22 protein-coding genes are annotated in these 23,378 nt (G+C 35.6%); 17 read left to right on the top strand and 5 right to left on the bottom strand.

Annotated elements, in window-relative coordinates; genetic code table 11:
• Positions 1-4 precede the first annotated feature (4 nt).
• From ACFYKX_RS15795 to ACFYKX_RS15770, 6 genes are all read left to right on the top strand, one after another.
• Positions 5-280, top strand: a complete 276-nt coding sequence (locus ACFYKX_RS15795) for a hypothetical protein (protein ID WP_389362029.1) — start codon at positions 5-7, stop codon at positions 278-280.
• Between the two features lie 184 nt (positions 281-464).
• Positions 465-1,439: a YncE family protein gene (locus ACFYKX_RS15790; protein ID WP_389362028.1), complete on the top strand. Its 975-nt coding sequence runs from the start codon at positions 465-467 to the stop codon at positions 1,437-1,439.
• A 5-nt stretch (positions 1,440-1,444) separates the two neighbouring features.
• Entirely contained in the window at positions 1,445-2,125 is a 681-nt protein-coding gene (locus ACFYKX_RS15785; RefSeq protein WP_389362027.1) for a response regulator transcription factor, read from the top strand.
• The gene (locus ACFYKX_RS15780; RefSeq protein ID WP_389362026.1) at positions 2,122-3,528 is read left to right on the top strand and encodes a sensor histidine kinase; all 1,407 of its coding nucleotides are present in this window, start codon (positions 2,122-2,124) and stop codon (positions 3,526-3,528) included. The genes ACFYKX_RS15785 and ACFYKX_RS15780 overlap by 4 nt, the downstream gene beginning before the upstream one ends.
• Positions 3,529-3,577: 49 nt before the next feature.
• Complete coding sequence (locus ACFYKX_RS15775; RefSeq protein ID WP_389362025.1) at positions 3,578-4,051, top strand: FixH family protein; 474 nt, start codon at positions 3,578-3,580, stop codon at positions 4,049-4,051.
• 162 nt (positions 4,052-4,213) lie between these two features.
• Entirely contained in the window at positions 4,214-4,720 is a 507-nt protein-coding gene (locus tag ACFYKX_RS15770) for a GNAT family N-acetyltransferase (RefSeq protein ID WP_389362024.1), read from the top strand.
• A gap of 19 nt (positions 4,721-4,739) precedes the next feature.
• Here the strand turns inward: ACFYKX_RS15770 and ACFYKX_RS15765 are convergent, their stop codons facing one another.
• The gene (locus ACFYKX_RS15765) at positions 4,740-5,210 is read right to left on the bottom strand and encodes an Hsp20/alpha crystallin family protein (protein ID WP_389362023.1); all 471 of its coding nucleotides are present in this window, start codon (positions 5,208-5,210) and stop codon (positions 4,740-4,742) included.
• Between the two features lie 46 nt (positions 5,211-5,256).
• The gene (locus tag ACFYKX_RS15760; RefSeq protein ID WP_389362022.1) at positions 5,257-5,745 is read right to left on the bottom strand and encodes an Hsp20/alpha crystallin family protein; all 489 of its coding nucleotides are present in this window, start codon (positions 5,743-5,745) and stop codon (positions 5,257-5,259) included.
• A 525-nt stretch (positions 5,746-6,270) separates the two neighbouring features.
• Here ACFYKX_RS15760 and ACFYKX_RS15755 point away from each other — a divergent pair.
• On the top strand, positions 6,271-7,041 hold the full coding sequence (locus ACFYKX_RS15755) for an SDR family oxidoreductase (protein ID WP_389362021.1): 771 nt from the start codon (positions 6,271-6,273) through the stop codon (positions 7,039-7,041).
• 218 nt (positions 7,042-7,259) lie between these two features.
• Positions 7,260-8,783: an HD-GYP domain-containing protein gene (locus tag ACFYKX_RS15750; protein WP_389362020.1), complete on the top strand. Its 1,524-nt coding sequence runs from the start codon at positions 7,260-7,262 to the stop codon at positions 8,781-8,783.
• A 123-nt stretch (positions 8,784-8,906) separates the two neighbouring features.
• Here ACFYKX_RS15750 and ACFYKX_RS15745 read toward each other — a convergent pair whose 3' ends face one another.
• Positions 8,907-10,646 carry an ABC transporter substrate-binding protein gene (locus tag ACFYKX_RS15745; protein ID WP_389362019.1) on the bottom strand — a complete coding sequence of 580 codons (1,740 nt, stop codon included), beginning with the start codon at positions 10,644-10,646 and terminating at the stop codon, positions 8,907-8,909.
• Between the two features lie 333 nt (positions 10,647-10,979).
• Here ACFYKX_RS15745 and ACFYKX_RS15740 point away from each other — a divergent pair, with 333 nt between their 5' ends.
• The 6 genes from ACFYKX_RS15740 (at position 10,980) to ACFYKX_RS15715 (ending at position 16,449) form a co-directional block, all read left to right on the top strand.
• Positions 10,980-11,309, top strand: a complete 330-nt coding sequence (locus ACFYKX_RS15740; RefSeq protein ID WP_389362018.1) for a hypothetical protein — start codon at positions 10,980-10,982, stop codon at positions 11,307-11,309.
• Between the two features lie 224 nt (positions 11,310-11,533).
• On the top strand, positions 11,534-12,136 hold the full coding sequence (locus ACFYKX_RS15735; protein WP_389362017.1) for a short chain dehydrogenase: 603 nt from the start codon (positions 11,534-11,536) through the stop codon (positions 12,134-12,136).
• Positions 12,137-12,193: 57 nt separating this feature from the next.
• Entirely contained in the window at positions 12,194-13,003 is an 810-nt protein-coding gene (locus tag ACFYKX_RS15730) for a hypothetical protein (protein ID WP_389362016.1), read from the top strand.
• 225 nt (positions 13,004-13,228) lie between these two features.
• On the top strand, positions 13,229-14,095 hold the full coding sequence (locus ACFYKX_RS15725; protein ID WP_389362015.1) for an alpha/beta fold hydrolase: 867 nt from the start codon (positions 13,229-13,231) through the stop codon (positions 14,093-14,095).
• 150 nt (positions 14,096-14,245) lie between these two features.
• Positions 14,246-15,319 (top strand): DUF4362 domain-containing protein, encoded by a 1,074-nt coding sequence (locus ACFYKX_RS15720; RefSeq protein ID WP_389362014.1) that lies wholly within the window; start codon positions 14,246-14,248, stop codon positions 15,317-15,319.
• A gap of 185 nt (positions 15,320-15,504) precedes the next feature.
• Positions 15,505-16,449 (top strand): aminoglycoside phosphotransferase family protein, encoded by a 945-nt coding sequence (locus tag ACFYKX_RS15715; RefSeq protein ID WP_389362013.1) that lies wholly within the window; start codon positions 15,505-15,507, stop codon positions 16,447-16,449.
• Between the two features lie 29 nt (positions 16,450-16,478).
• On the opposite strand, the gene ACFYKX_RS15710 is transcribed toward ACFYKX_RS15715, so the two are convergent.
• Positions 16,479-17,849, bottom strand: coding sequence for an MATE family efflux transporter (locus ACFYKX_RS15710; RefSeq protein ID WP_389362012.1), 1,371 nt, complete (start codon positions 17,847-17,849; stop codon positions 16,479-16,481).
• Positions 17,850-18,831: 982 nt separating this feature from the next.
• Positions 18,832-19,938, bottom strand: a complete 1,107-nt coding sequence (locus ACFYKX_RS15705) for a mechanosensitive ion channel family protein (RefSeq protein ID WP_389362011.1) — start codon at positions 19,936-19,938, stop codon at positions 18,832-18,834.
• Positions 19,939-20,231: 293 nt separating this feature from the next.
• On the opposite strand from ACFYKX_RS15705, the gene ACFYKX_RS15700 reads away from it, so the two are divergent.
• Genes ACFYKX_RS15700 through ACFYKX_RS15690 form a run of 3 tightly spaced genes read left to right on the top strand, consistent with a single transcriptional unit; the run spans position 20,232 to position 23,378 of the window.
• A complete protein-coding gene (locus tag ACFYKX_RS15700; protein ID WP_389362010.1) occupies positions 20,232-21,227 on the top strand; it encodes a beta-ketoacyl-ACP synthase III in 996 nt (331 codons plus the stop codon).
• Positions 21,217-22,380 (top strand): ATP-grasp domain-containing protein, encoded by a 1,164-nt coding sequence (locus tag ACFYKX_RS15695; RefSeq protein WP_389362009.1) that lies wholly within the window; start codon positions 21,217-21,219, stop codon positions 22,378-22,380. Before ACFYKX_RS15700 ends, ACFYKX_RS15695 begins: the two co-directional genes overlap by 11 nt.
• Positions 22,377-23,378, top strand: coding sequence for an NAD-dependent epimerase/dehydratase family protein (locus tag ACFYKX_RS15690; protein WP_389362008.1), 1,002 nt, complete (start codon positions 22,377-22,379; stop codon positions 23,376-23,378). Before ACFYKX_RS15695 ends, ACFYKX_RS15690 begins: the two co-directional genes overlap by 4 nt.

Here is a 23,378-nt window from a genome sequence, read left to right as displayed (position 1 = left end):
CTAGATGACTGATTATAATTACTTACTAATGCAATATAGAACTTTATGGAATAACAGATTGTTAATGGACGAAAATGATAGCGAGCAGATACTAAAAGAAGCCATCATGAGGGAGTTGAAAGATGAAAATTCCCATCCGCGTATTAGAAAGCCACTACATGAAAAATTCTTCCTGGGCACAAAACGAATCACTGATTCTTCTCTTGCGCCAGAAGATAAACTTGCGCTTATACAATTGCATATTGAATTATTGGAAAAAATAAAAATAGATGGACAATAGTGTATTATCTAAAAATCGTTCTATGAGGGACGATTTTTTTCTTATAAAAGGGTAGAGACTCTATTAAATTACACAATTTTCAAAGAGATTTCACAGATTTATCACACAAACCTTATATGATTAAAATAGATATAGTTCATTTAGCAATAGTTTTAAGAAGCTGCTCTCAAGGGAGAATGGTTATATGAGATTGTTTATAAATTTTTCATTCATATTACTCTTATCAATATGGCTAACAGCCTGTACCAATAATGACTACTCTTCTATTATTGAAGAAGGATCGTTAGCTATTACAGTAAATATCAAAGATATGACCGTTTCATTTATCAATCTCGACAGTCAAGAAAAGATAGATGATTGGAAAATGAAAAAGCCTTATACAGGTGGACTGTTATTACCGGATGGCGATTCTTTATTACTTTATGGGAAACAAGTTGAAACAGCAGATATTTTTTCATTATCACAAGGAAAAGAGGTTGACAGTTGGGACATAGGTAAAGGAGTAGCAAATGCAAAGCTTCTAAATTATGGAGACGAGATTGTTTTTGCTGACCAAGCACAGAATGCTGTCCGATTTTTTACCATTAATGGAGAAGAGATAGGGAAAGTAAGAACTGGAAGAAACCCACTTACTCTTTTAGAAGGCGAGGAGCAAGATAAGTTATATGTGGTTAGTTTCAACGATGAACAATTAACGGTAATAGATATGCGTAGCAAAGAAAAATCGTTCCAGTTTACAATCCACCCTTCGGCAACTGGGGCGATCTTAAGGGAAGAACAAAATGAGCTTTGGATAGGTGGACATGGGGTTGGGGTGGATATTGAAAGCGACATACATGTCTATGACACGGAAAATGGAAAACCAAAAAGAGACATCTCTGCTCCGATTATGCCTATAAATTTTGTGGAAGAGGATGATTATATTTTCGTGCTGAGTCATGGTTCTAGTACTCTTTACAAATTAGATGGAGAAGGTAAAACCATTAAAACATTAAAGGTGGGAGCCAATCCTTTTGATTTATCCATCATCACTGATCAAATGGTTGTTGCCGGATATGATAGTAACGATATTCATGTAATTAATACTCAAACTCTAGAGATTCAAAAGACTATAAAAGTAGGAAAAGGTCCTTTCCAAATCATTATTAGGGAGAGATAATTTCGGTGAGAAAGATTAATGTTTTAATCGTAGACGATGAAGAAGATATGAGGCATCTGGTTCAGATGTACCTAGAAAACTCTGGTTTCTTCTGCTTTCAGGCAGCAACCGGAGAAGATGCTTATAAAGTTATGCAAAAAGAGGATATTGATCTCATCCTTTTAGATGTGATGATGCCTGGCGATGATGGCTTTCAAGTTTGTGAAAAGGTGAGAGAAGAATCTGAGATTCCTATTATTTTCCTTTCGGCTAAGGGAGAGGAATGGGATAAAGTGAAGGGTCTTCAGATGGGTGCGGATGACTATTTAGTGAAACCCTTTAGTCCAGGAGAATTAATTGCACGAATGAATGCGGTACTTAGAAGAACGAATTTCATAAAGATAGAAGCGGATTATGTTAAAATTGGAAAAATTAAAATCGACAAAAAGAGTAGGAAGGTAACAGTCGAAGGAAACAATATCCCCTTAACCTTAAAAGAGTTTGAACTATTAGTTTTTTTCGCTGAACATCAAGCGTTTGCACTCAGTAGAGAACAGTTACTAGAGCATATATGGGGTATGGATTACGAAGGTAGTTTAAGAACAGTTGATACCCATGTTAAAACACTAAGAATGAAGCTTGGAAAAGGAGATTATATTCAAACGGTTTGGGGAATTGGATATAAGTTTGAGGTGCCAACTGAATGAAAAAACTCCATTTAAGCCTTACTAAGAAACTATGGCTTACGATTACTGCTAGCATCATCATTACGATTTTATTTAGCTATTTTTTATCTCATTTATTTTATGAAAAATTGTATGTAGACCATATAGAGGTGTCATTACTTATTGAGGGGAATTTATTAGCAGCTGATTATGAAAGTGGTCCCCTCACTGATGAACTAAGAGATCAAATAGATTGGTATAACTCTAAAAATGAATCAGAAGTGTTTGTTGTCAGTAATCCGAGGGAGCTAAGTGCCTGTCTACCATTTGAAATTGATTATGAAACCCTCATTGGCGCTGAGGAGAGAGAAGAGTTACTAAAGGGAAACCCAGTTACAAAAATGGGTTACGAAGAAAGATTTGATCGTCAAATTATGGCCGTAATCATCCCATTGCTCGATGAAAATGGGCTAGAAGGCATTATTTATTTGTATCTTCCATTGGCTAAGATAACGGAACTAATGAAAAACTTTTCATACTTATGGCTCATCGCAGCTCTATTGTTTGGAACCATAACCATTTATCTTGGCACCATTTTAGTGCAAAGATTAACAAACCCTCTAAAACAGATGAAAGATGCCGCCGAGAGAGTATCTAGAGGAGACTACTCGGTTAAAATTCAGCGTAATTCAAATGATGAAATTGGACAGTTAGCTGAGGCTTTTAACCATATGTCTTCCTCAATTCAAAAAGAGGATGAGAGGAAAAAGGAGTTTCTTGCCAATGTCTCGCATGAATTGCGTACTCCGATCAGTTATGTTTTGGGGTATAGTGATGCGATGTTAACAGGGGTTGTGAAAAAAGAAGAAGAACATCAAAAATATTTACAACTTATCCACCGTGAAGCAGGGAGAATGGAACGTCTAGTTGGTGATCTATTAGATTTGACCAAGTTAGATACACAAGAATATAGGCTAGATAAAATGCCACTCCCTTTAGCACAGTTGGTGGAGGATGCCACTCAAAAATATATTCCTATTATGAAAGAAAAAGGGTTAACTTTTTCACTTCAATTAGATCCAGACATTATTGTTAATGGTGATGAAGGTAGAATTGAACAAGTTGTACAGAATATCATGGACAATGCCTTAAGATACACTGAGTTGGGCGGGATTACGATTACTCTTCAAAGGGAGTCTAACGAATGTATTCTTATGGTTAAAGATACAGGTATCGGCATTCCTGAAGAAGATTTAGAAAAGATTAAACATAGGTTTTACCGGGTGAATAAAGCCCGTACCCGTTTAGATGGCGGGACCGGTCTCGGGTTAGCCATCACAGATAAGATTGTTCATCTGCATGGTGGTAAGTTATTAATTGATAGTATACAAGGAAAAGGAACAACGGTAGAAATTACATTGCCTGTTATAGATGTGCCTGAGTAATGAAGTTATTCTAAACAAACCTAAATCAAGAATACGTAGAGGAGATATTATGATGAGAAAAGGATTATTTATATTGTTTATTTCAATTATGTCCAGCTTTATGTTGGTAGCATGTTCTGAGCAACAAGTAGAAAAGGAGCCACAATTTCTTGATGTACAGCTAACGATAAACCCTGAAAAAGCAAACCCTAATGAACCAGTTGTCTTTGAAGCAAAGGTAACGTATGGAGATGAAGAGGTTACAGACGCTGATGAAGTAAAATTTGAAATTTGGAGAGCACATGATGAGAATCACGAAAAAATTGAAATTGAGCATTCTGAGGATGGAATTTATAAGTTAGAGAAAAGCTTTGAAAGAGAAGGAACGTATTACATTTATTCACATGTTACAGCCAGAGGCATGCATAATATGCCAAAGAAGGAATTTGTCGTTGGTGAACCAAGTGAGCCTGAGGAGGACTCTTCATCTTCTCACATGGATAAAGACGAAGACGCAGAAACAGAGGATCATAGTGGACATTAAGTAGCTATTTAAGCTACTTTTTTTCTTATATGGAATGTTTTGCGGAGAGGAATTAAGTCTAACGGAATAAAATATCTTTATATTTATGACTTTCTAGACCAGAATATAGTTCCAAATAAATTAGGGTAATATAGAATAGATACTCTTATAGGATGTGATGAAATGGATATTCGTAAGGGGGAAATCTCAGACCTCGAACAAATTATGAGGCTGGTCAATCAAACCGTTGAGTTAATGAAGGCTGAAGGAAATGATCAGTGGAAGGATGATTATCCAAAGGACGAAGATTTTCTTCTTGATATAAAACTTGATGCATTGTTCGTTGCTGAGCAGAACGGTCAAATTATTGGTGGTATTACAGTTGACCAAGTAGAGGCTGAAGAATATCAAGAAGTAAGTTGGAGAAAAGAAGGTGAGGATGCCTTTGTATTTCATCGGCTTGCTGTTGATCCTAATATTAGAGGAAGAGGAATAGCATCCGAACTTATCAAATTTGCTGAAAGATGGTCTATTGAAAAAGGGATTTATTATATGAAGACGGATACGTACTCCCTTAATGTAAAAGCTCAACGATTATTTGAGAAAAATGGCTATATGAAAGTAGGGCAAATTTACTTTGAAGGTAGGGAACATCCATTTTATTGCTATGATAAAATCTTAGAAAAATAACGATTAGTTGAAATAGAACCTATTGATCATTGGTATTGATGGAGATTGGCACACGATCCTCCTGTTCAATCATTGGAAGAGAAATCGTTAAGATTCCATCTTTAAGGCTAGTTCGAATTCCTTTTTTATCAGTGTTTACCGGTATCGCTATACTCTTTTCGAACGTTCTATTTTGTCTTTCTTTTAAATAGTATTGGATTTGTGGTTGTAATGTTTTACATTGTCCCTTAATGATGATCGTGTTGTTTTGCATAGAAACATGAATATCACTTTTATGAACACCTGGGACTTCAGCTTCAATTATTATCTTATTGTCGTACTCGTATAAATCGCATTTAGGAAACAAATCCTGCTGTTTGAAAAATTGATGAGCCACTTGGTTACTATCCTTCTTTGAAGAATATACGTTATCAATGAATTGATTCCAGAAACTCTCGTGTTGATTTTTCTTTGTTTGTTCAATGTATTCTAATATTTTTTCCATGTCCATAAGAATACCTCCAGAAAGTGATTGATAGTGGTAGGTTACACTCATGTTAGTAAATTTCGGTTACGTCAATCTCAGAAAATTGCATATCAATATTTTTGGGGATTTTTACTTCTAACGTTCCATCTTTACAATAGGCAGTAGAGCCTTTCTTCTTAACAACAGCAGGTAAAGTAATGGTATGTTTGTCTTCCATCGCTGGAATATGCTCGATAATTAACTGATTAGATGTATGGTAGAGCTTTAACCTCTTTAACCATTCATCCTCTTTGACAGAAACTCTTACAAAGACAAAGTCGTGTGTTTCAAAAACTTCGGAGTGAAGAGGAGTAATTGAATGATTAGGAGAGTTTTTACTGTGTTGTCCAAAGCCTTTCATGAAATCTTGGGGGTTCATGGTCCCTTTCATTTGATCTGAAAACATATTACCCATCATACTTTGTACATACTTCTCTATTTCTTGAGGATTCATTTGCTGCATCCATTTTTTCATATCATTTTGTTCCTTACCAAAGGGGAATAAATTCCAAGGAAACATAAATATCACCTCCAAAATTCAATGCTAAGTCATTCACTTTTGATTTTTTAAAACAGTGGGTAAACTAACAATTTATTTTATGCAAGATGACCTAGATAGGTTAAAGTCTATTTTAGAAAATCTTCTTAGTTGTTTGTTTGTACTAACATTAGGTAAAATAAAAGTTCTTATTGTTTGCATATCTACATAGTTCTTTTTAGTATATTGATATAGGTGAGTACATGGATTATTGAAGAATAATAAATGTTGGCTTAAAATAATGAGCTTAATAAGTAAAGGCTCTTTTCGTAAACTTTGTTGCTATTTAAATACTTTAAACTGCTTTTAAACAGATTATGGTGCTGTTCTCTTTATTCTTGTAAGAAAAGATGCCACGAAGCAAGAAGAAACTGCTCTTTTAAAAAGCCGGCAGTAGGGCTTTTTAATGTTTCTTCTCATCTAAGTACTGATGAAGAACTAATTCAAAATAGCAACAATCTATGCGAAAACAGCCTAAGTAATAAAATGATTGCGGGGTAATCATTTGTGAGAAATAAGACAGCTTTAATAACGGGAGGGGCCACTGGGATAGGAAAGAGGACAGCCCATGAGCTTGCTGAGAAAGGCATAAATCTTATTATTAATTTCCGTAATAGTGAAAGGGAAGCAAAAGATTTATGTGAACAATTAAGTAGAAAGTATGGAACGCATAATTCAACCGTACAGGGTGATATATCAAAGCAGAGTGACTGTGAAGAAATTGTTTCTCATGCACTTAATATGACATCAAGTATTGATATTCTGATTCATAATGCTGGACCTTACATACATGAAAGAAAAAGTATGATTGATTATTCGTTTGAAGAATGGAATTATATCATCAACGGTAATCTAAATGGGGTATTTTATTTATCTAAGTTACTAATCCCAAAGATGAGAGAGCAAAAGTGGGGACGAATTATAACCATTGGATTTGACCGTGTGGAATCCTCTCCCGGATGGGTTTACCGTTCAGCTTTCGCGGCTGCCAAAACAGGTTTGGCATCCTTAACGAAAACAATCTCGATAGAAGAACTTAACTATGGCATAACCGCTAATATGGTTTGTCCAGGTGATATTTTTGGCGAGTGGAAAGAAAAGGGAATTGAAGATACCCTCGATATACTAGAAACGTATTCCCCGATAGGAAGGCCAGGTACTGGTGAAGATATTTCAAGGGTGATTGCTTTTTTAGTCGATGAAAAATCGAGCTTTATTACTGGAAGTGTTATACCTATAACTGGCGGTAAAGATGTATTAGGGAAAATTAGTTACTAATAATGGAGCACCTTTTAAATCTGGCAGAATGTCGGATTTATTTTTTATGGTTTATAACATTACTTAAATAGTGAGTTCGCGGATCTTAATATATAGACCTTTTTTACTAAAATTATCTTTGTAAGCTCTAAATATAGGTCTTTGTATAGAAAGCTTACCTGTATAATGTTAAGATGTTACTAATATCGTACTACAAATTGGTTAGCAGGTGTTGCTTGATGAAGATGTATAGACAGTTTTTAAGAAACTTACTTTGGAACTACACAATTGGATCCTTACTAGCTGTGTTTGGAGTCGGAGGCACTTTTATTTTTTCTTTTTCTACTCTTGAAGTGATCCCTGAAGAAAAGTCCCTTCTTTTCTTTATCATGCTGGGTTCTGTTTTATGTATGTTCATGTTTGAGGGTCTGTATTTTTATAAACACCTGAAACCAATAAGAGAGCTCCTTTTACATACGAATCCAAATCATGAGGTAATTGAAAGAGGTCTTAAAGAGCTTTATCGTTTTCCAGTAAATTCAGTAAAGCGAATTATGTTACCACATTTTTTAGGGTTAAGTATCCCGGCAGCGATTACTACGATTGTCTTAATTCAGGCTAATAAGCTACACATTCCTAATTTATATGTAGTTTATGCACTTATAGCAGCCTTTTCTGTAGCAGTACTGCATGCACTAATTGAATATTATTTGACGGTTCAAGCCATTCAACCCGTTTCTTTGTATATTAAATCTAATTTACAAAGTCAAGATGAGTTCTTATTTTTAGAAAATGAACTACTAATTCCTATTAGTCGTAAGTTTAAAGTGACGGTAATCCTTATTGGGATTTTGCCTATTTTTCTATTTTTACTTGCTGCACAAGTAAAGTTGTCAGATCTAACTGGAATGGAGATGACTATATATTGGCAGTGGGCAGGAGTCATTCTTTTATTTACGATTATATATGCGTTCCTAACGGCTAAGTATCTATCAAAAGACATTGAGAAACCGATTCGTCAACTCCAAGAAGCCATGAGCAATGTTCAAAATCAAAACTATGAATATGTACGAGTAAATGTTTATTCAGATGAATTTTCACAGGTGTTTTCGGGTTTTAATCACATGATTCAAGCTATTAAGACAAGAGAAGAAACGAATAAACAGCTGCTAGAAAGCTTTATGGCAGCACTATCGATTACATTAGATGCGAGAGATCCTTATACATCGGGTCATTCCATGAGAGTTGCTTCGTTTTCTTACGAGTTGGGTAGAAACCTTGGGATGTCAAAAGAAGAACTAGAGCAACTATATCAAACTGCTCTCCTTCATGATATTGGAAAAGTAGGAGTACCAGATCATGTCCTTTTAAAGGATGGTAAGTTAACAGAAGAGGAATTTCAATACATTAAAGCCCATCCTGTTATTGGAGAAAATATTCTCAAACAAGTTCAGCCTGCGAATCAGGTTATAGGTTTGTTACCAGGTATTCGGACACATCATGAACGAATGGATGGCAAAGGGTATCCTGATGGATTAATGGGCGAAGAAATTCCTCTAGTGGGAAGAATTATTGCCGTAGCTGATGGGTTTGATGCGATGACTTCAGATCGTCCATATCGAAAAGGGATGTCCGTTGAGAAAGCTTTAGAGATTCTAACTGAGGGTAGAGGCACCCAATGGGATTCTAAGATTGTAAATGAATTTGTAAAGATTATCATGGCTAAAAGAGAATTGCTAGATATTAAACAGAATGCGGGATAAAGTTGAACCTTGTGAATGTTCGTTCGCTTAAACAAACTTAATAAAACATAAAGATTTATTATAAAAAGGGCAAATCTTATTTAAAAGGTTTGCCCTTGTCATTTGAATTTTACTTATAGCATGCTATACAATATTTGGCTTAATCCATAACTCTCTAAAATCCAAATGTCCAAAAGACTCAAACTTTATATGTTTAAGAGTGGGGTCAAAAGTTTTCTTTTTAATTGGATGGTAGATATAAATAATAAGGTTTTCCCTTTTAATGTAACTTTCCACATTTTCAATTATTTCATCTCTTTTGTTTTTATCTCGCTCCTGCTTCATTTGTTCGAAGTGAATTTTTAAGTTTCTGAGATGGTCTTCCCCAAGGAAACGATTAAATGTAAGGCACTTATTTAAAAATGCTCCCATAAATGAAAGGTGATAGTCTGTTGAGGAGACCTCTCCCTTGAATATTAAATCAGCTTCTTCAATCCTCGAATCATAGAACTCTTCTAAGGGATACGTATCTAATTTAAAATGGATTCCATATAGGTTTGCTTCCCTGATAAGCCATTCTGCCTCTTCAATATAATGGGGATACGCTCCGGTAAAAATAGTTAATTCTTCCCCTTGATAATTAGCTTTATCTAATAGGTATTTGATATGAGCTTTATCTTTGTTTTGAGGAGAAGCTTTCCAATGAAAATAACTTGAAGATTCCTTCAAATTATCTCTCCCCAAATCACTAATCATTCTTTTAACGTCTGCTAAGTGAAAAATAGCTTCTCTAAAGTAAGGATTATGAACAATCGTATCTTTTTTAAAGTTAAATGCTAGAAATCGGAACCCTACCTCAATAACGGTTTTATTAATAGGGTCTTGAGAAGCTGCGTTATGGTCGACATCATAGGAAGTAATATACTTAGCTGTCTCATGGTCAACAATATTAAATTCAACTCCATCTATGAGGGGACGTGTTAGAAAATATTCATCAAAAGCGCTCAATTCCAGTTTCTTTTCAGTATAGTTTTTAATTTTAAAAGGCCCAGTACCAATCCAATTTTGTTCACTGACTGGCTCATTTTTAGCTAAGATCGATAAGTTATGAGCTCCTAAAAATCTTAGAAAAAAGGGATTTGAGTTCCTTAGTTTAAATTGGATCATATACGGAGATATGCAATTAATTTCAATGATATCCTCGGTTAGCCAATCAAAGGCAGTTTCGTTATGAAGAAATCGTTCAAATGTATATTTTACATCCTCACTTGTTAAAACACTTTGATTGTGAAATCTTACACCTTTTCGTAAGTAAAATATCCAATCTTTATACTCAGTGTCAACATCCCAATCATGTGCTAAGTGGGGGCGAATTATATCTTCCTTTTCATCGTATACGACAAGAGTATCCCCTAATTGATGAATGAGAAAAGTCTCAAACTTCATGGATGTATATAGTGGATCTATCGTTGTAATAGGTCTAGAAATGATCGTACGTAAAATATCGTATGAACCCTTGGCGGTTTTAATCCCGAATAAAAGTTGTACTTCTTTCGAAATATCGGCAATCCAAACCTTAGGGATAGGTAATTGAAGTAATTGTATAACGTCTTCGAGCTGATCTCTTTTGATTAACTCTGTTACTTCTAGTTCAATTTCTTCTTTTAAGCCCTTCTTAAATGTTATAAGAGAAGGATTTCCACGCCCAACCCCTGGTAGATAAGAGAGCTTACCTTCATTTACAAACTGTTTTAACTTTCTTTTTACGTTTTTTAATGAGCAGTACCATACTTTCTCAAGTTCCGTAAGTTTAAAGTCTATAGAATAATTGATTTCTCTTGAATAAAAATAAGCCCTCATTTGAAAATACATTAGTTGTTTCAAGCCCATCACCTTCTATTTAAAAGGAATAAAAAATAATCGTTCTAAAAAATGGAGAATAATAGAATATTATATTCTATAATAGTTATTTTTACCAAATTAGAAAAAAATAATAGTGAGGACTCTTTATTAATGTGGTGTGATATTGATCTTGAAAAGGGGTCAATCTAATAAAAAGTGTTCCCTTTTTTTAACCCTAAACGGAGAACATAATATAAATATCTTATTTATCTACTTAGAAGGAGAGCATAATAATCGTACTTTGGAATTATGGTGCAGTTAGTTGTTCAGGTTTAACAATCTTTTAATAATTGATAGAAAGGGGAGGTATATAAAATGGAAGTAGTTTTTGGTCAATATCCCAATTGGAATAAGATTATAGAATTTATCCAGAATCATATCGAGTTTGGGAAAACAAAACTAAACCAGTTAACTTCTAATGATTATGAGAATATGTATCAATATTTATTTGAACTGATAGAAAAAGGAATCGAAGAAGGCGAGTTTTCTCCAGAACAATCGACCGAACTGATTATTAATTCCACTATTATAACTTTAGTTGGCACAGGAACATTGCATCAAAATATTAAATCTCGTAGATTCATTGTGGCAAAGCAATTGCAGTTTATTCAAGACCAGTTAAGAGAGGATTTAGTAGTTATATAGTTAACCCGTGTAGTTCTAAAAGAGGACAATATTTAAAACAGTATACCCTTTTTATGAGGTTTCTTGAAAAGTATATTAATACTATAAAACGTATGGTTCTAAGGAAAGTAGGATTGAGAATGATGAAGATCGTAGGGATTTGCGGGAGTATTCGAGAGAACTCAATAACATTAAAAGTTAGCAAAATAGCCTAACTATAGAATGGACTGGAGGAGTAAGTGAACATGAAAATACTTATTATTGGTGCAACAGGAACGATAGGAAAGGCTGTAAGCGAAACGCTCGAATTAGCTCAACATGATTTAATCTCGGCAGGGAGAAATGATACTGACTACTATGTTGATATCACTTCTCCTAATAGCATTAAAGCTATGTATCAAAATGTTGGAAGAGTCGATGCAGTCATTAGTGTTGCGGGAGCTACCCATTTTGGGTCATTAGCAGAACTAACTCCTGAGAAAAATGAGATTTCAATAGATAGTAAATTAAAAGGACAAGTAAACTTGGTACTACTAGGTCTTAATCATGTAAATGATTTTGGAAGTTTTACATTAACCACTGGAGTAATCGTTGATGATCCGATTATTGGTGGAGTGTCAGCTGCAATGGCAAGTGGTGCAGTTAGAGCATTTGTTCAATCTTCTGCTCAAGAAATGCCACGTGGAATTCGAATAAATGAGGTGAGTCCGAATGTGTTAAAAGAATCAATTGAAAAATACGGACCATTCTTCCCGGGATTTGAACCAGTTGCAGCTGATAGAGTTGCACAGGCTTACAGAAAGAGTGTAGAGGGTGGACAAACCGGGAGGACCTATAAGGTTTATTAAAAATATGAATAGATACGAATGATGACTATAATCAAAATTTTTGGGAGGATATAACCTATGAATAACTATATTTGCTCGACTTGTGGTGTCCAATATGATGCAACTGAAGATAACCCGTTAGAATGTAAAATATGTATGGATGATAGACAGTATGTCCCTTCAACAGGACAGAAGTGGACGACACTCCATAACTTAAAACAAGATGGTTATACAAATGAATTTGTTGAGGTTGAACCTAATTTAATTGCTATTAAAACGAAGCCACAAGTTGGTATCGGTCAAACAGCATACTTAATGAAGACACCTGAGGGAAATGTCCTATGGGATTGTATTACTTATATAGATGAAGATACGGTACAGAGAATTCAAGACATGGGTGGACTTAAAGCAATAGCCATCTCTCATCCACATTATTATAGTGCGATTTGTGAATGGGCCGAAATCTTTAACTGTCCTATTTACATTCACGAATCAGATCAAGAATGGACGACTAGAAAAAGTGATCACTATGTTTTCTGGAAAGAGAAAAGTTTACGCATAAACTCAAGTATTGAACTTATTAATCTTGGTGGGCATTTTAAGGGAAGTTCTGTTTTATTGTGGAAATCAGATACAAATCCAGAGGGTGTTTTATTAGTAGGAGATACGATACTTATGGTTCCAGATTCTGGATGGGTTAGCTTCATGTATAGTTATCCAAATCGAATTCCGCTATCGCCTAATGTTATAAAAAATATTAGGGGTATGATAATTAAATATGAGTTTAATAGGTTATATGATGCATTTGGTAAAAGTATTTTAGAAGATGGAAAAGGCTCAGTAATAAAGTCAGCAGATAGGTATCTTAAATATATTGAAATCGAATAAAGTAGATAAAAAGTAGCAGAAATATTTCTGTTGCTTTTTTAGTGGCTATTGTTATAAAAGGGACAAAACCTCAATATATATATCCTTTTTGTAGCTCTGCCTGAAAGTATAATGATAATAGATAGGAAAACCTGAGGTATAAAAATAGTAAAGTTAACAAGTTAAATTGGTTCTGAGGATTAATATTTCTTTCGGAATATACTAAATAAAGGGGATTGTTTAACTATGAACACACCAAACATTTCAGAACAAAGCATAAACTATATGAACGCATATGAAAAGAGCTTAACACTTTGGCCAGTTCCGTACAAATCATATTTTGTTAAAACTAATTTTGGAGATACACATATTATCGAGAGTGGTGATGAAGCAATGCCACCACTAGTGTTACTTCATGGGGCTAGCATGAGCTCAACAATGTGGTACCCAAATATAGTAGATTGGAGTAAAAACTTTAGGGTCATTTGTATTGATTTAATGGGAGATAAAAATAAGAGTAATTCTATTGTAGATATTTCAGAGCGTGCAAGTTACGCGATATGGCTTGAGGAAGTATTTAATAAGCTTAATATTGAGAAGGCAGATATAGTAGGATTATCATATGGAGCATTAAATACCGTTAACTTTCTTATGTATTTTCCTGAAAGAGTGAAGAAAGTAGTGTTAATGAGTCCTGCAGCAACATTTATTCCATTTGATCCTATTTTCTTTAACTATGCTTTTGGGATGGTAAATAATAGAGAGGGTGTTGAAAAATTCTTCCAATGGATTTTTGGAAATCGTTATACTGTCCATTCGCTTATTTTAGAACAGATGGTGTCGGCGATGATGTGGACCGATACAAACAAGAAAGCAACTCCAAAAGAGAATGGTTTCCCTTATGTATTTACTGATAACGAATTACAAAAATTAAAGACCCCCATACTTCTATTACTTGGTGAAGAAGAAGTGATGTATAACCCTATGGAAGCATATACCCGCGTCAAAACATCAACTAATATTACTGTAGAAATGGTAGAAGGTGCTGGTCATTTAATGAATATGGAAACTCCTGAATATGTGAATAAACGTGTAAAGGAGTTTTTAGTCTAAAAATGCAATTTGCTTCCTCTATATGGAATACTTCAACAGTAGTGTCGGAGGTTCACTAATTCTACAGTCTGTAAGTTCCAGGTCATATTCTGGAACTTTTTTGTATTTTTTCCGTCACATTATATAAAGGGTGTTTAGGAGGGGGAGAAAATGCGAAAGCATTTAATCTTTATTTTAGCTAGTTTAATGTGTCTGCTTTTAGCAGCATGTCAAGGTGAGACAAAGGTGGGAAATACCCATGTAACGGGTGATGTGGTAAATATTCATGGGAGTGTGGAAGGTCTTGAGAATATGGAGGGCTTTCTAGATAGTACTGAAAATAAAGAAAAGTCACATATTAAAATTACTCATTATACGACTGAAGGTGATCCTATCTATACAGACCTCTCGTATGAGGAAGATGTTTATACTGTTAAACATGATTACACGAAGGATTCGTATGGAAGTGGTGGGATTCAAACATTTACCTGCCAAAACTTTATAAAAGAAGAAACACCTGTTTCACTATCTTATATTGTGACAGATTGTGATAAATCCAATTTTAAGATGGATCGAATTCTCTACGTAGAGTATGATTTGTCGAGACAAGATTTATTTGAAGTACAATTAAAATACGGAATAGATTTAGAAAATGATATTAATACCATTGAGAAGGAAATGACAAAGATATTAAATGTAAAAGAAACGCTCCATGTATCAGATTTTGATTTGCCCCATAAAGTAAAACAAAAGATTTTTAAAAGATTGGTACTAGCAAATTACCTTGACGAAGAAGCTCCTCTAAAAACTGACTGTGATGCAGAGGATTATATGAAATATCATCTCTTGGTAAAAATAAATGGCGGGAGCAAAGAATTTAAATGGTCTGCATGTGAAACAAGTGATAAAGGAAATAAATTAACGGATATGGCTGAGTACATGATAAAAGCTTCCGAATTAGAACCAGGGAGCGTTCAGGACGTATATATACAAGGCTATATAGTGGATGTAAGTGAAGAGGAAATACTAATTGCAGAAAATCTTAATAAGTTTGATTATGAATTATTAAAAGATTACAGTCATCAGGAATGGATGGAAACTTACCAACTAAACCTCATTTCTGTACGTCATAATGATAAAAGGAAGCTTGCAAAAGGGACAAAAGTTTTAGTGAAAACCAATGGCAACATGATGGAATCAATGCCTATGAAAGCTACTGCTGAAAGGATAGAAATAATGGAGTAAGACCCTAGAATTAGCTACCCTGTTGCCCATGAAGCTACTTCAATAGAATTTAAATACTACTAATCATACCCGCTACAATCTCTAAAGATTGGGAGCGGGTACTTTTTGTCAAGAAAAATTAAAAATAGAGGACTTTTATATTATACATAGAATTTCTCTAACATAATGTTTTAGGGAGGTCTCCTATGCTTACAAACGAAGTGATTAATGCTTATTTTCACTCACTCGGACCATTGAAAATGGAGGAGAAAATAGAAAAGGGATTTTCAGGAGAAGACAAATATATCATCTCCAATCACGAAGGTGTAAAGTTTTTATTAAGAATAGATGATTTAGAAAAGAAACAGGGTGTATTGGAACACTATGAAATTCTAAAATTGGTAAGCACTACAGGTATCCCAATGACTAGGCCGGTAGATGTTGCATTCATGGAAAAGGAGAAAAAAGTAGCAGTCCTTCTAACGTATGTTGAAGGAATAGATGGAGAAGAAATTCTCCCCTCGTTAAGTGAAGATATACAATATCACTGTGGATTGCAGGCAGGAAAAGTTTTACGGGGAATACATAGTGTTAAACCAAATCCCCCTACAGAGTCTTGGCAAATATTCAAGACTAGAAAGAATGAGAGATATGAAGCAGCTTTGTATGATATAAAAAAATATTATGATAAGTATCAATTTGTTGTGAAATATATTCAGGATCATCTTTTTAGATTAGAAGGTAGACCTAGTGCTCTTACACATGATGATTTTCATCCTGCTAATCTAATCATACACAACAACACTTTTGCCGGTGTCATTGACTTCAATCGATTTGAGTGGGCAGATCCTATTCATGATTTTCACAAAATAGCTCTTTTTACTAGAAATATTTCCATCCCCTTCTCAAATGGGCAGATACATGGTTATTTTGATGGGGATCCTGGAGAGGAGTTTTGGCATTTATACACTCTTTATGCTGCAATGATCGTCACGTCTGCAATGGTATGGTCGTATAAAGTTACCCCTCATTTAGTAGATGACATGGAAGTTAGGGTAGACCAAATCCTAGAGGACCATCAACAACTGCAATCGTCCATTCCTTCCTGGTATCTACCGGCAAGTAGCTATATTAAGATAGAAAAACGGTAGACTGGCCTAGTCTACCGTTTTGTATCATATTAAAAAGATTCATTCTCCCCAGTAAAGCGATACTTCTTTTTCTGAATATAAATAAGCCTACCGCTCAAGCAAATAGCACCTGCTGCTAGACCAGAAATCAACCCAATCCAATATCCGAATGCTCCCCATTCAGTAAAGTTGGCTAGGTAATATCCAAGTGGAAGTCCAATCACCCAGTAGGAGACAAGAGACATAATGAAGGTCGCATTAACATCCTTATACCCACGTAAGGCTCCCTGAATGGGTGCTGCAATAGCATCTGAAAGTTGGAAAAATAGTGCGTACAGTAAGAAATGAGCCGTTAATTCAAGAACTTGTTGATCAGTTGTGTAAATTCCGGCAATCTCTTTCCGGAAAAACAGTAAGATAACACCACATGCAAAGGCTAGGAATACGGCCATTGTAACCCCAATCCAACTATATTCCTTCGCATCCTTGTACCGTTTTGCACCAACCTCAAAGCCTACAACGATGGTAAGAGCCATTGATATGCTTAATGGAATCATATATAAGAATGAGGCAAAATTAAGTGCCGCCTGATGGGAGGCGATCGTTGCTGTATCAAAATTACTCATCAATAGGGTAACAGCTGCAAATATACTAGTCTCAAAGAAGATGGCTAACCCAATTGGTACACCAATAAGTAAAATCTCTTTCCATTTTTTAATAGAGACTGGAAATAGCACTCTGTAAATTTTAAAGTTTGAGAACGGTAAATGCTTCATGACGATATATACGGAGATCCCACAAATCAACCAGTATGTAGTAGCAGAAGCATAACCAGCACCAACTCCCCCTAACTTTGGAAATCCAAATTTTCCAAAGATAAGGAGATAATTGAATAATACGTTAATCGGAAGGGCTGTAAGTGTAATGAACATTGAAACTCGCGTTTTCCCTAATGCATCAATAAAAGATCGTAAAACATTATATACAAACAGTGGAATGATTCCTAAACTCAGGGCGACAAGATAATCATGAGCGATTCTCTGGACATCTTCCTCGAGCTGCATTCCATTTAGGACAGGATTTAAGAATAGTCCACCTATAATAACAATGAGAATAGCCATTATTAGAGATAAGTAGGTACCTTGAACCACATTATAAGAAACTTCATTTTCTTTCTTTCCACCTACCAGTTGAGCAATAATTGGGGTAATTGCAAGTAATATCCCGCTAAGACCCGTGAATATTGGAACCCATAGAGATGAGCCAATTGCCACCCCAGCTAAATCAATCGGACTGAACTGTCCTGACATCGTAGTGTCGAAAAAGTTCATTGAAAACATTCCTAGTTGTGTCACAAGTATAGGGAGTAAAATATATAAAAGCTGTTTAATCTTATCCCTTCTTTGAAAAGTTTGTATCATCTAATAACCTCATTTTCTTCATTTCGGATAACGAAAAGAATTATAACACATTCTTCAATGGGAATACTGACTTAATGTCATTAATTTTTTCAGGAAACGATTGGATAAGGGTTTAGAGACGTACAAATAAAAAAAGCCTAAATATTAGGCTTTCAGACTGTAGACAAACTCGAAAATTTCGAGCTTGTCTACAGTCTTTTTTCTATGATAATAAAATTATCTCTTGGTAACCGTTGATTTACGCTACGGGCGAACGCTTTCCGCGGGGTGCGACTTGAGCCTCCTCAGTCGCTCTGCTCCCTGCGGGGTCTTAAGTTTCGCACTATTCCCGCAGGAGTCGTCGCCCTTCGCTCCAACCAACTAGTAATCTGTTATTATTTAGGGGTGACATACTATGATGACAAAAAATAACCAAAAGTACGCGAACAAAATTGACCAGCTAGTTCCTGATTATCATTTTGTAAGTAAGATAGAATCAACCATTGATTTTGTCGTTCATTTTTCCCAGGGGTGAAAACCTATATTCTGATCTCTGTCGTCCATTAATCCAGATATAATGTTTAAAATGATATTCAAACAATACGTATTCTTTCTATGGGCCAGACAATCGAAACAAATATGACATTATTTTGGGGTTCGGAATGCTATGGAGAACCTTACAAGGTCTAAAGAAATTGTTCATGTAGGCGCTGCTTACGCTTGTAACCATGAACTTAAAAAAACTAGCAACTTAGACATGGAAAGTTGATTAGGACGTTAAACTTAGATTGATTGAAGCGGAAGGCGCTTGACTCCTGGGGGAGTAGCGGGACAGGTGAGACCCCGCAAGAGCGAAAGCGATGAGGAGGCTCACCGCCTGCCCCCCGGAAAGCAAGCGCCTGGAGCGGAAATCAATCATTTTCGTTGCAAATTAAATTAAAAAAAGACAAAAGGCATCATTAAATGCCTTTTGTCGACAATCTGAAAGCCTAAATATTAGGCTTTACGAATTGGATGCTACTTTAAAAGGTTCTTTTTCTTGTGATAACTCGACTTGATCTGGTTGCAATAGAAGTGTTCGAGTAGGAAATGCGATTTCAACACCTTCATTTTCTAAAATCGTTAAGATCCGAAAATTAATGTCTTCTCGTATTTTTAAATAATCATTATAGCCGGTTAAAGTGGTGAAAAAATAAAGAAAGATGTCTAAGCTAGAATCGTTAAAGCGATCGAAATTAACAATAATTGTATCGTTATGAACACTATGATGATTCTTTAGCATGCTTTCTATTTCTTTGACCAATCTCTCGAGTTTACGTTTAGGAGTAGAGTACGTGACGCCTAAATGAAACGATATTTGCCTCTTTCCCATTTTAGACCAATTAATAATGGGTTCATTTGCAAGGGTAGAATTAGGAACCGTTACAAGTGCCTGATCAAAAGTCCTTACCTTTGTGCTTCTAAAAGTAATGTCCTCGATTATACCTTCAACGCTTGGTGTCTTTACCCAATCTCCAATCGTGAATGGTTTTTCAGTAACGATGACAACTCCTCCGAATAAATTACTCACTGTTTCTTTTGCAGCAAGTGCAAAAGCCAAGCCGCCTAGTCCAAGACCTGCGATAAAGCCGTTAACGTTAAAACTCCATTCCTCTGCTATCATACTAGATGCTAAAAGAACGATAATTGTTTTTAAAATTTTCGTTACAAATGGAACGACGATCTTATCAATGTTGATATCTAGTTTCTTCATCAGTTTAGGAAAAAGGAGGGTTGTTACAGAGCTAAGGTTAAGAAGGCCCCATCCGATAATCACAATAAACATGGTTCTAAATACGTTTCTCTCTAATTCTGAAGACATGATTTCAAAAGGAAAATACAAAAGTGTTAGTTGTAGTCCTAATATTACAAATAGCCATCTAACAGGTTTTTCAAATGCGGTTAGTATAGTGGATGCTACATTAATTTTTTTATTCGTTGTAAACGTTAGAATGATCTTGAATAAGGAGGTTGTAATCGCTTTTCTTAATATTAAAAAAGCTAGTAGAATCCCTATGGATATACCAAGGTCATACCAAACTGCTTCCTCTAACAAAAATATTTTTATCAACCCCTTTCTTTGAATAGCTTGGACATATATCATCTTATTTTTGTTTATGCAAAATTATTAACTGTTTGTTTGAAAAAGTTATTTAGAATAATGGGAAGGAGATAAAACTTCCTAATATAGTAAAAAAAACATAGTCTCAAAAGCACAATTCACATACAATAATGAACATAAGTAGAATTGGAGATGAATTAAGCTTAAAGCCCAGTTCCAGTAAATCAAGTGGCTTATAACTATTACGAAAGAATATAGATTACTATTCAATTAGATTGATATAACGGATGAGGAGAATACGTATGCACCGCAACATGAAAATAATAGGTACTGGTATGTACACACCATCAAGAGTGGTAAAATCTTATGAGCTTGATCAAAAACTATCGCTTCCTTCTGGTTGGACCTTTGATAAATCAGGGGTTGAAACCAGGTATTATGTCACCGATGAGACTGCTTCTTATATGGGAGCACAAGCCGCAAAAGATGCTGTAAAGAAAGCTGGGATTTCGCTCAAGGATATTGATTGTATCGTCTCAGGAAGTGGGACAATGGAGCAGCCAATTCCTTGTAATGCTGCTTTGATTCAAAACCAGCTCGGTCTTGAAATGTCCGGTATTCCTTGTTTTGATGTGAATACGACATGCTTAAGCTTTGTAAAAGCCCTGGATTTAGTGTCCTATCTAATTGATGCTGGTCGTTTCCAGACAGTACTAGTTGTCACCTCTGAGATTTCTTCGGTCGGATTAAACTATAAACATAAAGAGAGTAGTATTCTATTCGGGGATGGTGCAGCAGCTGTAGTCGTTCAAAGAACACCAGAAAATGAGAGTTCTAAAGTGATAACTTCTCATATGGAAACATATAGTGCGGGTGCATTTTACTCTGAAATTTCAGGAGGAGGTACAAAGTTTCATCCAAGAGAGCATAATGAAGAGACTGAAGATCGGTTTTTGTTTTCAATGAATGGCCGGTTAATTTTCCGTCTTTCATCAAAGCTTCTTCCTTCGTTTATGGATAAACTACTTGAAAATACAAGTATAGGTATGAACGATTTAAAAGCTGTTGTCCCACATCAAGCGAGTGGAATGGCAATGAGAATACTACAGAAAAAGCTTAATATTCCGGATCATGCTTTTATCAACAACATTAAGGAATATGGAAATACGATTGCGTCTTCGATTCCAATTGCCTTACATGAAACGATTGAATCAGGTAAAATCCAGCGTGGAGATCGTGTTATGCTTATAGGAACTTCCGCGGGCTTATCTATTGGAGGAATGATTTTTGAGTACTAATGAAACGGGGCTTACAGGCAAAACCATTAAGACCGTTCTTCTTACTGGAGGTAGGGCTCCTGTCACCCTTGACTTGGCACGTTATTTCTCAGCTGCTGGCTACCATATCTATGTTGCAGACAGTTTTCCGCAATCGCTTTGCAAAGCTAGTAATTGTATAAAAGGCTTTTTTACTATAACAAGCCCAGTAGAGAATTATGATCGATTTTTAGCAGATTTAAAGGGGATTATTCTTAAGCAAAAAATTAACCTACTCATTCCAACCTGTGAGGAAGTCCTATATATTGCAAAGGGAAAAGAGGAGCTATCGAACTTGTGTCATGTGTTCTGCTCTGAGCTCCCTTTTTTGCTTTCTCTACATAATAAATATACTTTTATTAAAAGTGCTTCTGATAAGGGATTACAAGTACCTACAACGTACTTAGTCAAGAATAAAGAAGAATTAACTCAGGCACTTCAGCTTGTCGGCGCAGCCGTCATGAAGCCGGTTTACTCTCGCTTTGCATCAAAGGTCATCTATTCTGATTCACAACACGTGAAGGAAGTACCTGTTTCATCGAAAGTACCCTATGTCGTACAGGAAAGAATCACGGGAAGATTTCTATGTAGTTATTCGGTCATACATCAAGGCTCTATTAAAGCACATGTAGTGTATGATGCCAATTATACGGCTGGGAACGGGGCATCTATCTTATTTAAATCGGTTGATCATGAAGGAATCAGAAATTGGGTGACAAACTACTTTGAAGATTCGAATGCGGAGGGACAGTTTTCCTTTGATTTTATTGAAAAAGAGGATGGACAAATCTATCCAATTGAGTGTAACCCAAGAGCAACAAGTGGAGTTCACCTTTTTAATGGTAAGTCCCTCCCATCGGCGATTGTAGAAGCGAAGGAAGAAAATCCAGACAGCCAAAAGAGGGAAATGATTGGTTTAGCCATGCTTATTTATGGTTGGCAAAAAAAGAATAAGCGGCAGTGGTTAAAAGACTTCTTTCATTCGAAGGATGTCGTGTGGTCGAAAAAAGATAGTATGCCTTTCCTCTATCAATTTCGCTCATACTTTTCAATCTTAAGGCTCAGTAGAAAATTAAATGTAACCCCACTCGAGGCATCAACACACGATATTGAATGGAATGGTGAGGACGAATGAACATACTTGTAACAGGGGGAACAGGCTTTTTAGGGAAAGCCCTTGCCCGAAGGTTAATAAAAGCTGGGCATCGTGTCACCATTATAGGAAGGAACGTAGTAGTCGGTCAGCAATTAACGAATGAAGGGATATTCTTTTCACAAGGTGATTTATCTGATCAACCATTCATCGAAAAGGCGTGTGCGAATCAAGAATACGTCTTTCACTGCGGAGCCCTATCCTCACCTTGGGGAAAGTATGAGGACTTTTACCGTACGAATGTTACCGGAACCAAAAATATAATCTCAGGTTGCAAAAAAGCTGGAGTGAAGAGGTTGATTTATGTTTCTACTCCAAGCATTTACTTTCACTTTGATGATCGTCTAGATGTTAAAGAATCGGATCCTTTGCCAAGTCGATTCGTCAATTCCTATGCCGAAACGAAATACTTAGCGGAGAGAGAAGTAGACCAATCATTTCAAGAGGGGTTACCGGTTATCACAATCAGACCGAGAGCTCTTTTTGGTCCAGAAGATACAACGATCATACCAAGATTAATTTTAGCGAATGAAAAAAGGTTTGTGCCCTTCATTAATGGTGGAAGGGTCATGATGGACATTACCTATATTGAAAATGTCGTAGATGCCCTTCTACTATGTATGACTTCTCATGAGGGGACACTAGGAAAAAAGTATAATATTACGAATGGTGAAAGAATTCTATTCAAAGATGTTTTGGAAACTTTATTTCATAAGCTAGAACAGCCACTTCAGAAAAAGGAAATTTCCTATCGTAAAGCGATGGGAATTGCTACGGCCATGGAGTGGCTTTCAAAGACGATTTTATTTGGAAAAGAACCAGTACTTACGAAATACTCTGTCAGCGTATTGGCTAAAAATCAAACACTAAACATTGATGCAGCAAAGACCGATCTTGGTTATAAACCAGCTATTTCGATTAATGAAGGAATGGATCGATTTGTTGAGTGGTGGAACCTGAGTCAGAATAGGAGGGATTAG

This window comes from Cytobacillus spartinae (assembly GCF_042865285.1).
GTDB classification, from domain to species: domain Bacteria; phylum Bacillota; class Bacilli; order Bacillales; family Cytobacillaceae; genus Robertmurraya_A; species Robertmurraya_A spartinae.
Note: the sequence above shows the minus strand (reverse complement) of the source record. Positions and strands in the feature narration are given on the sequence as shown.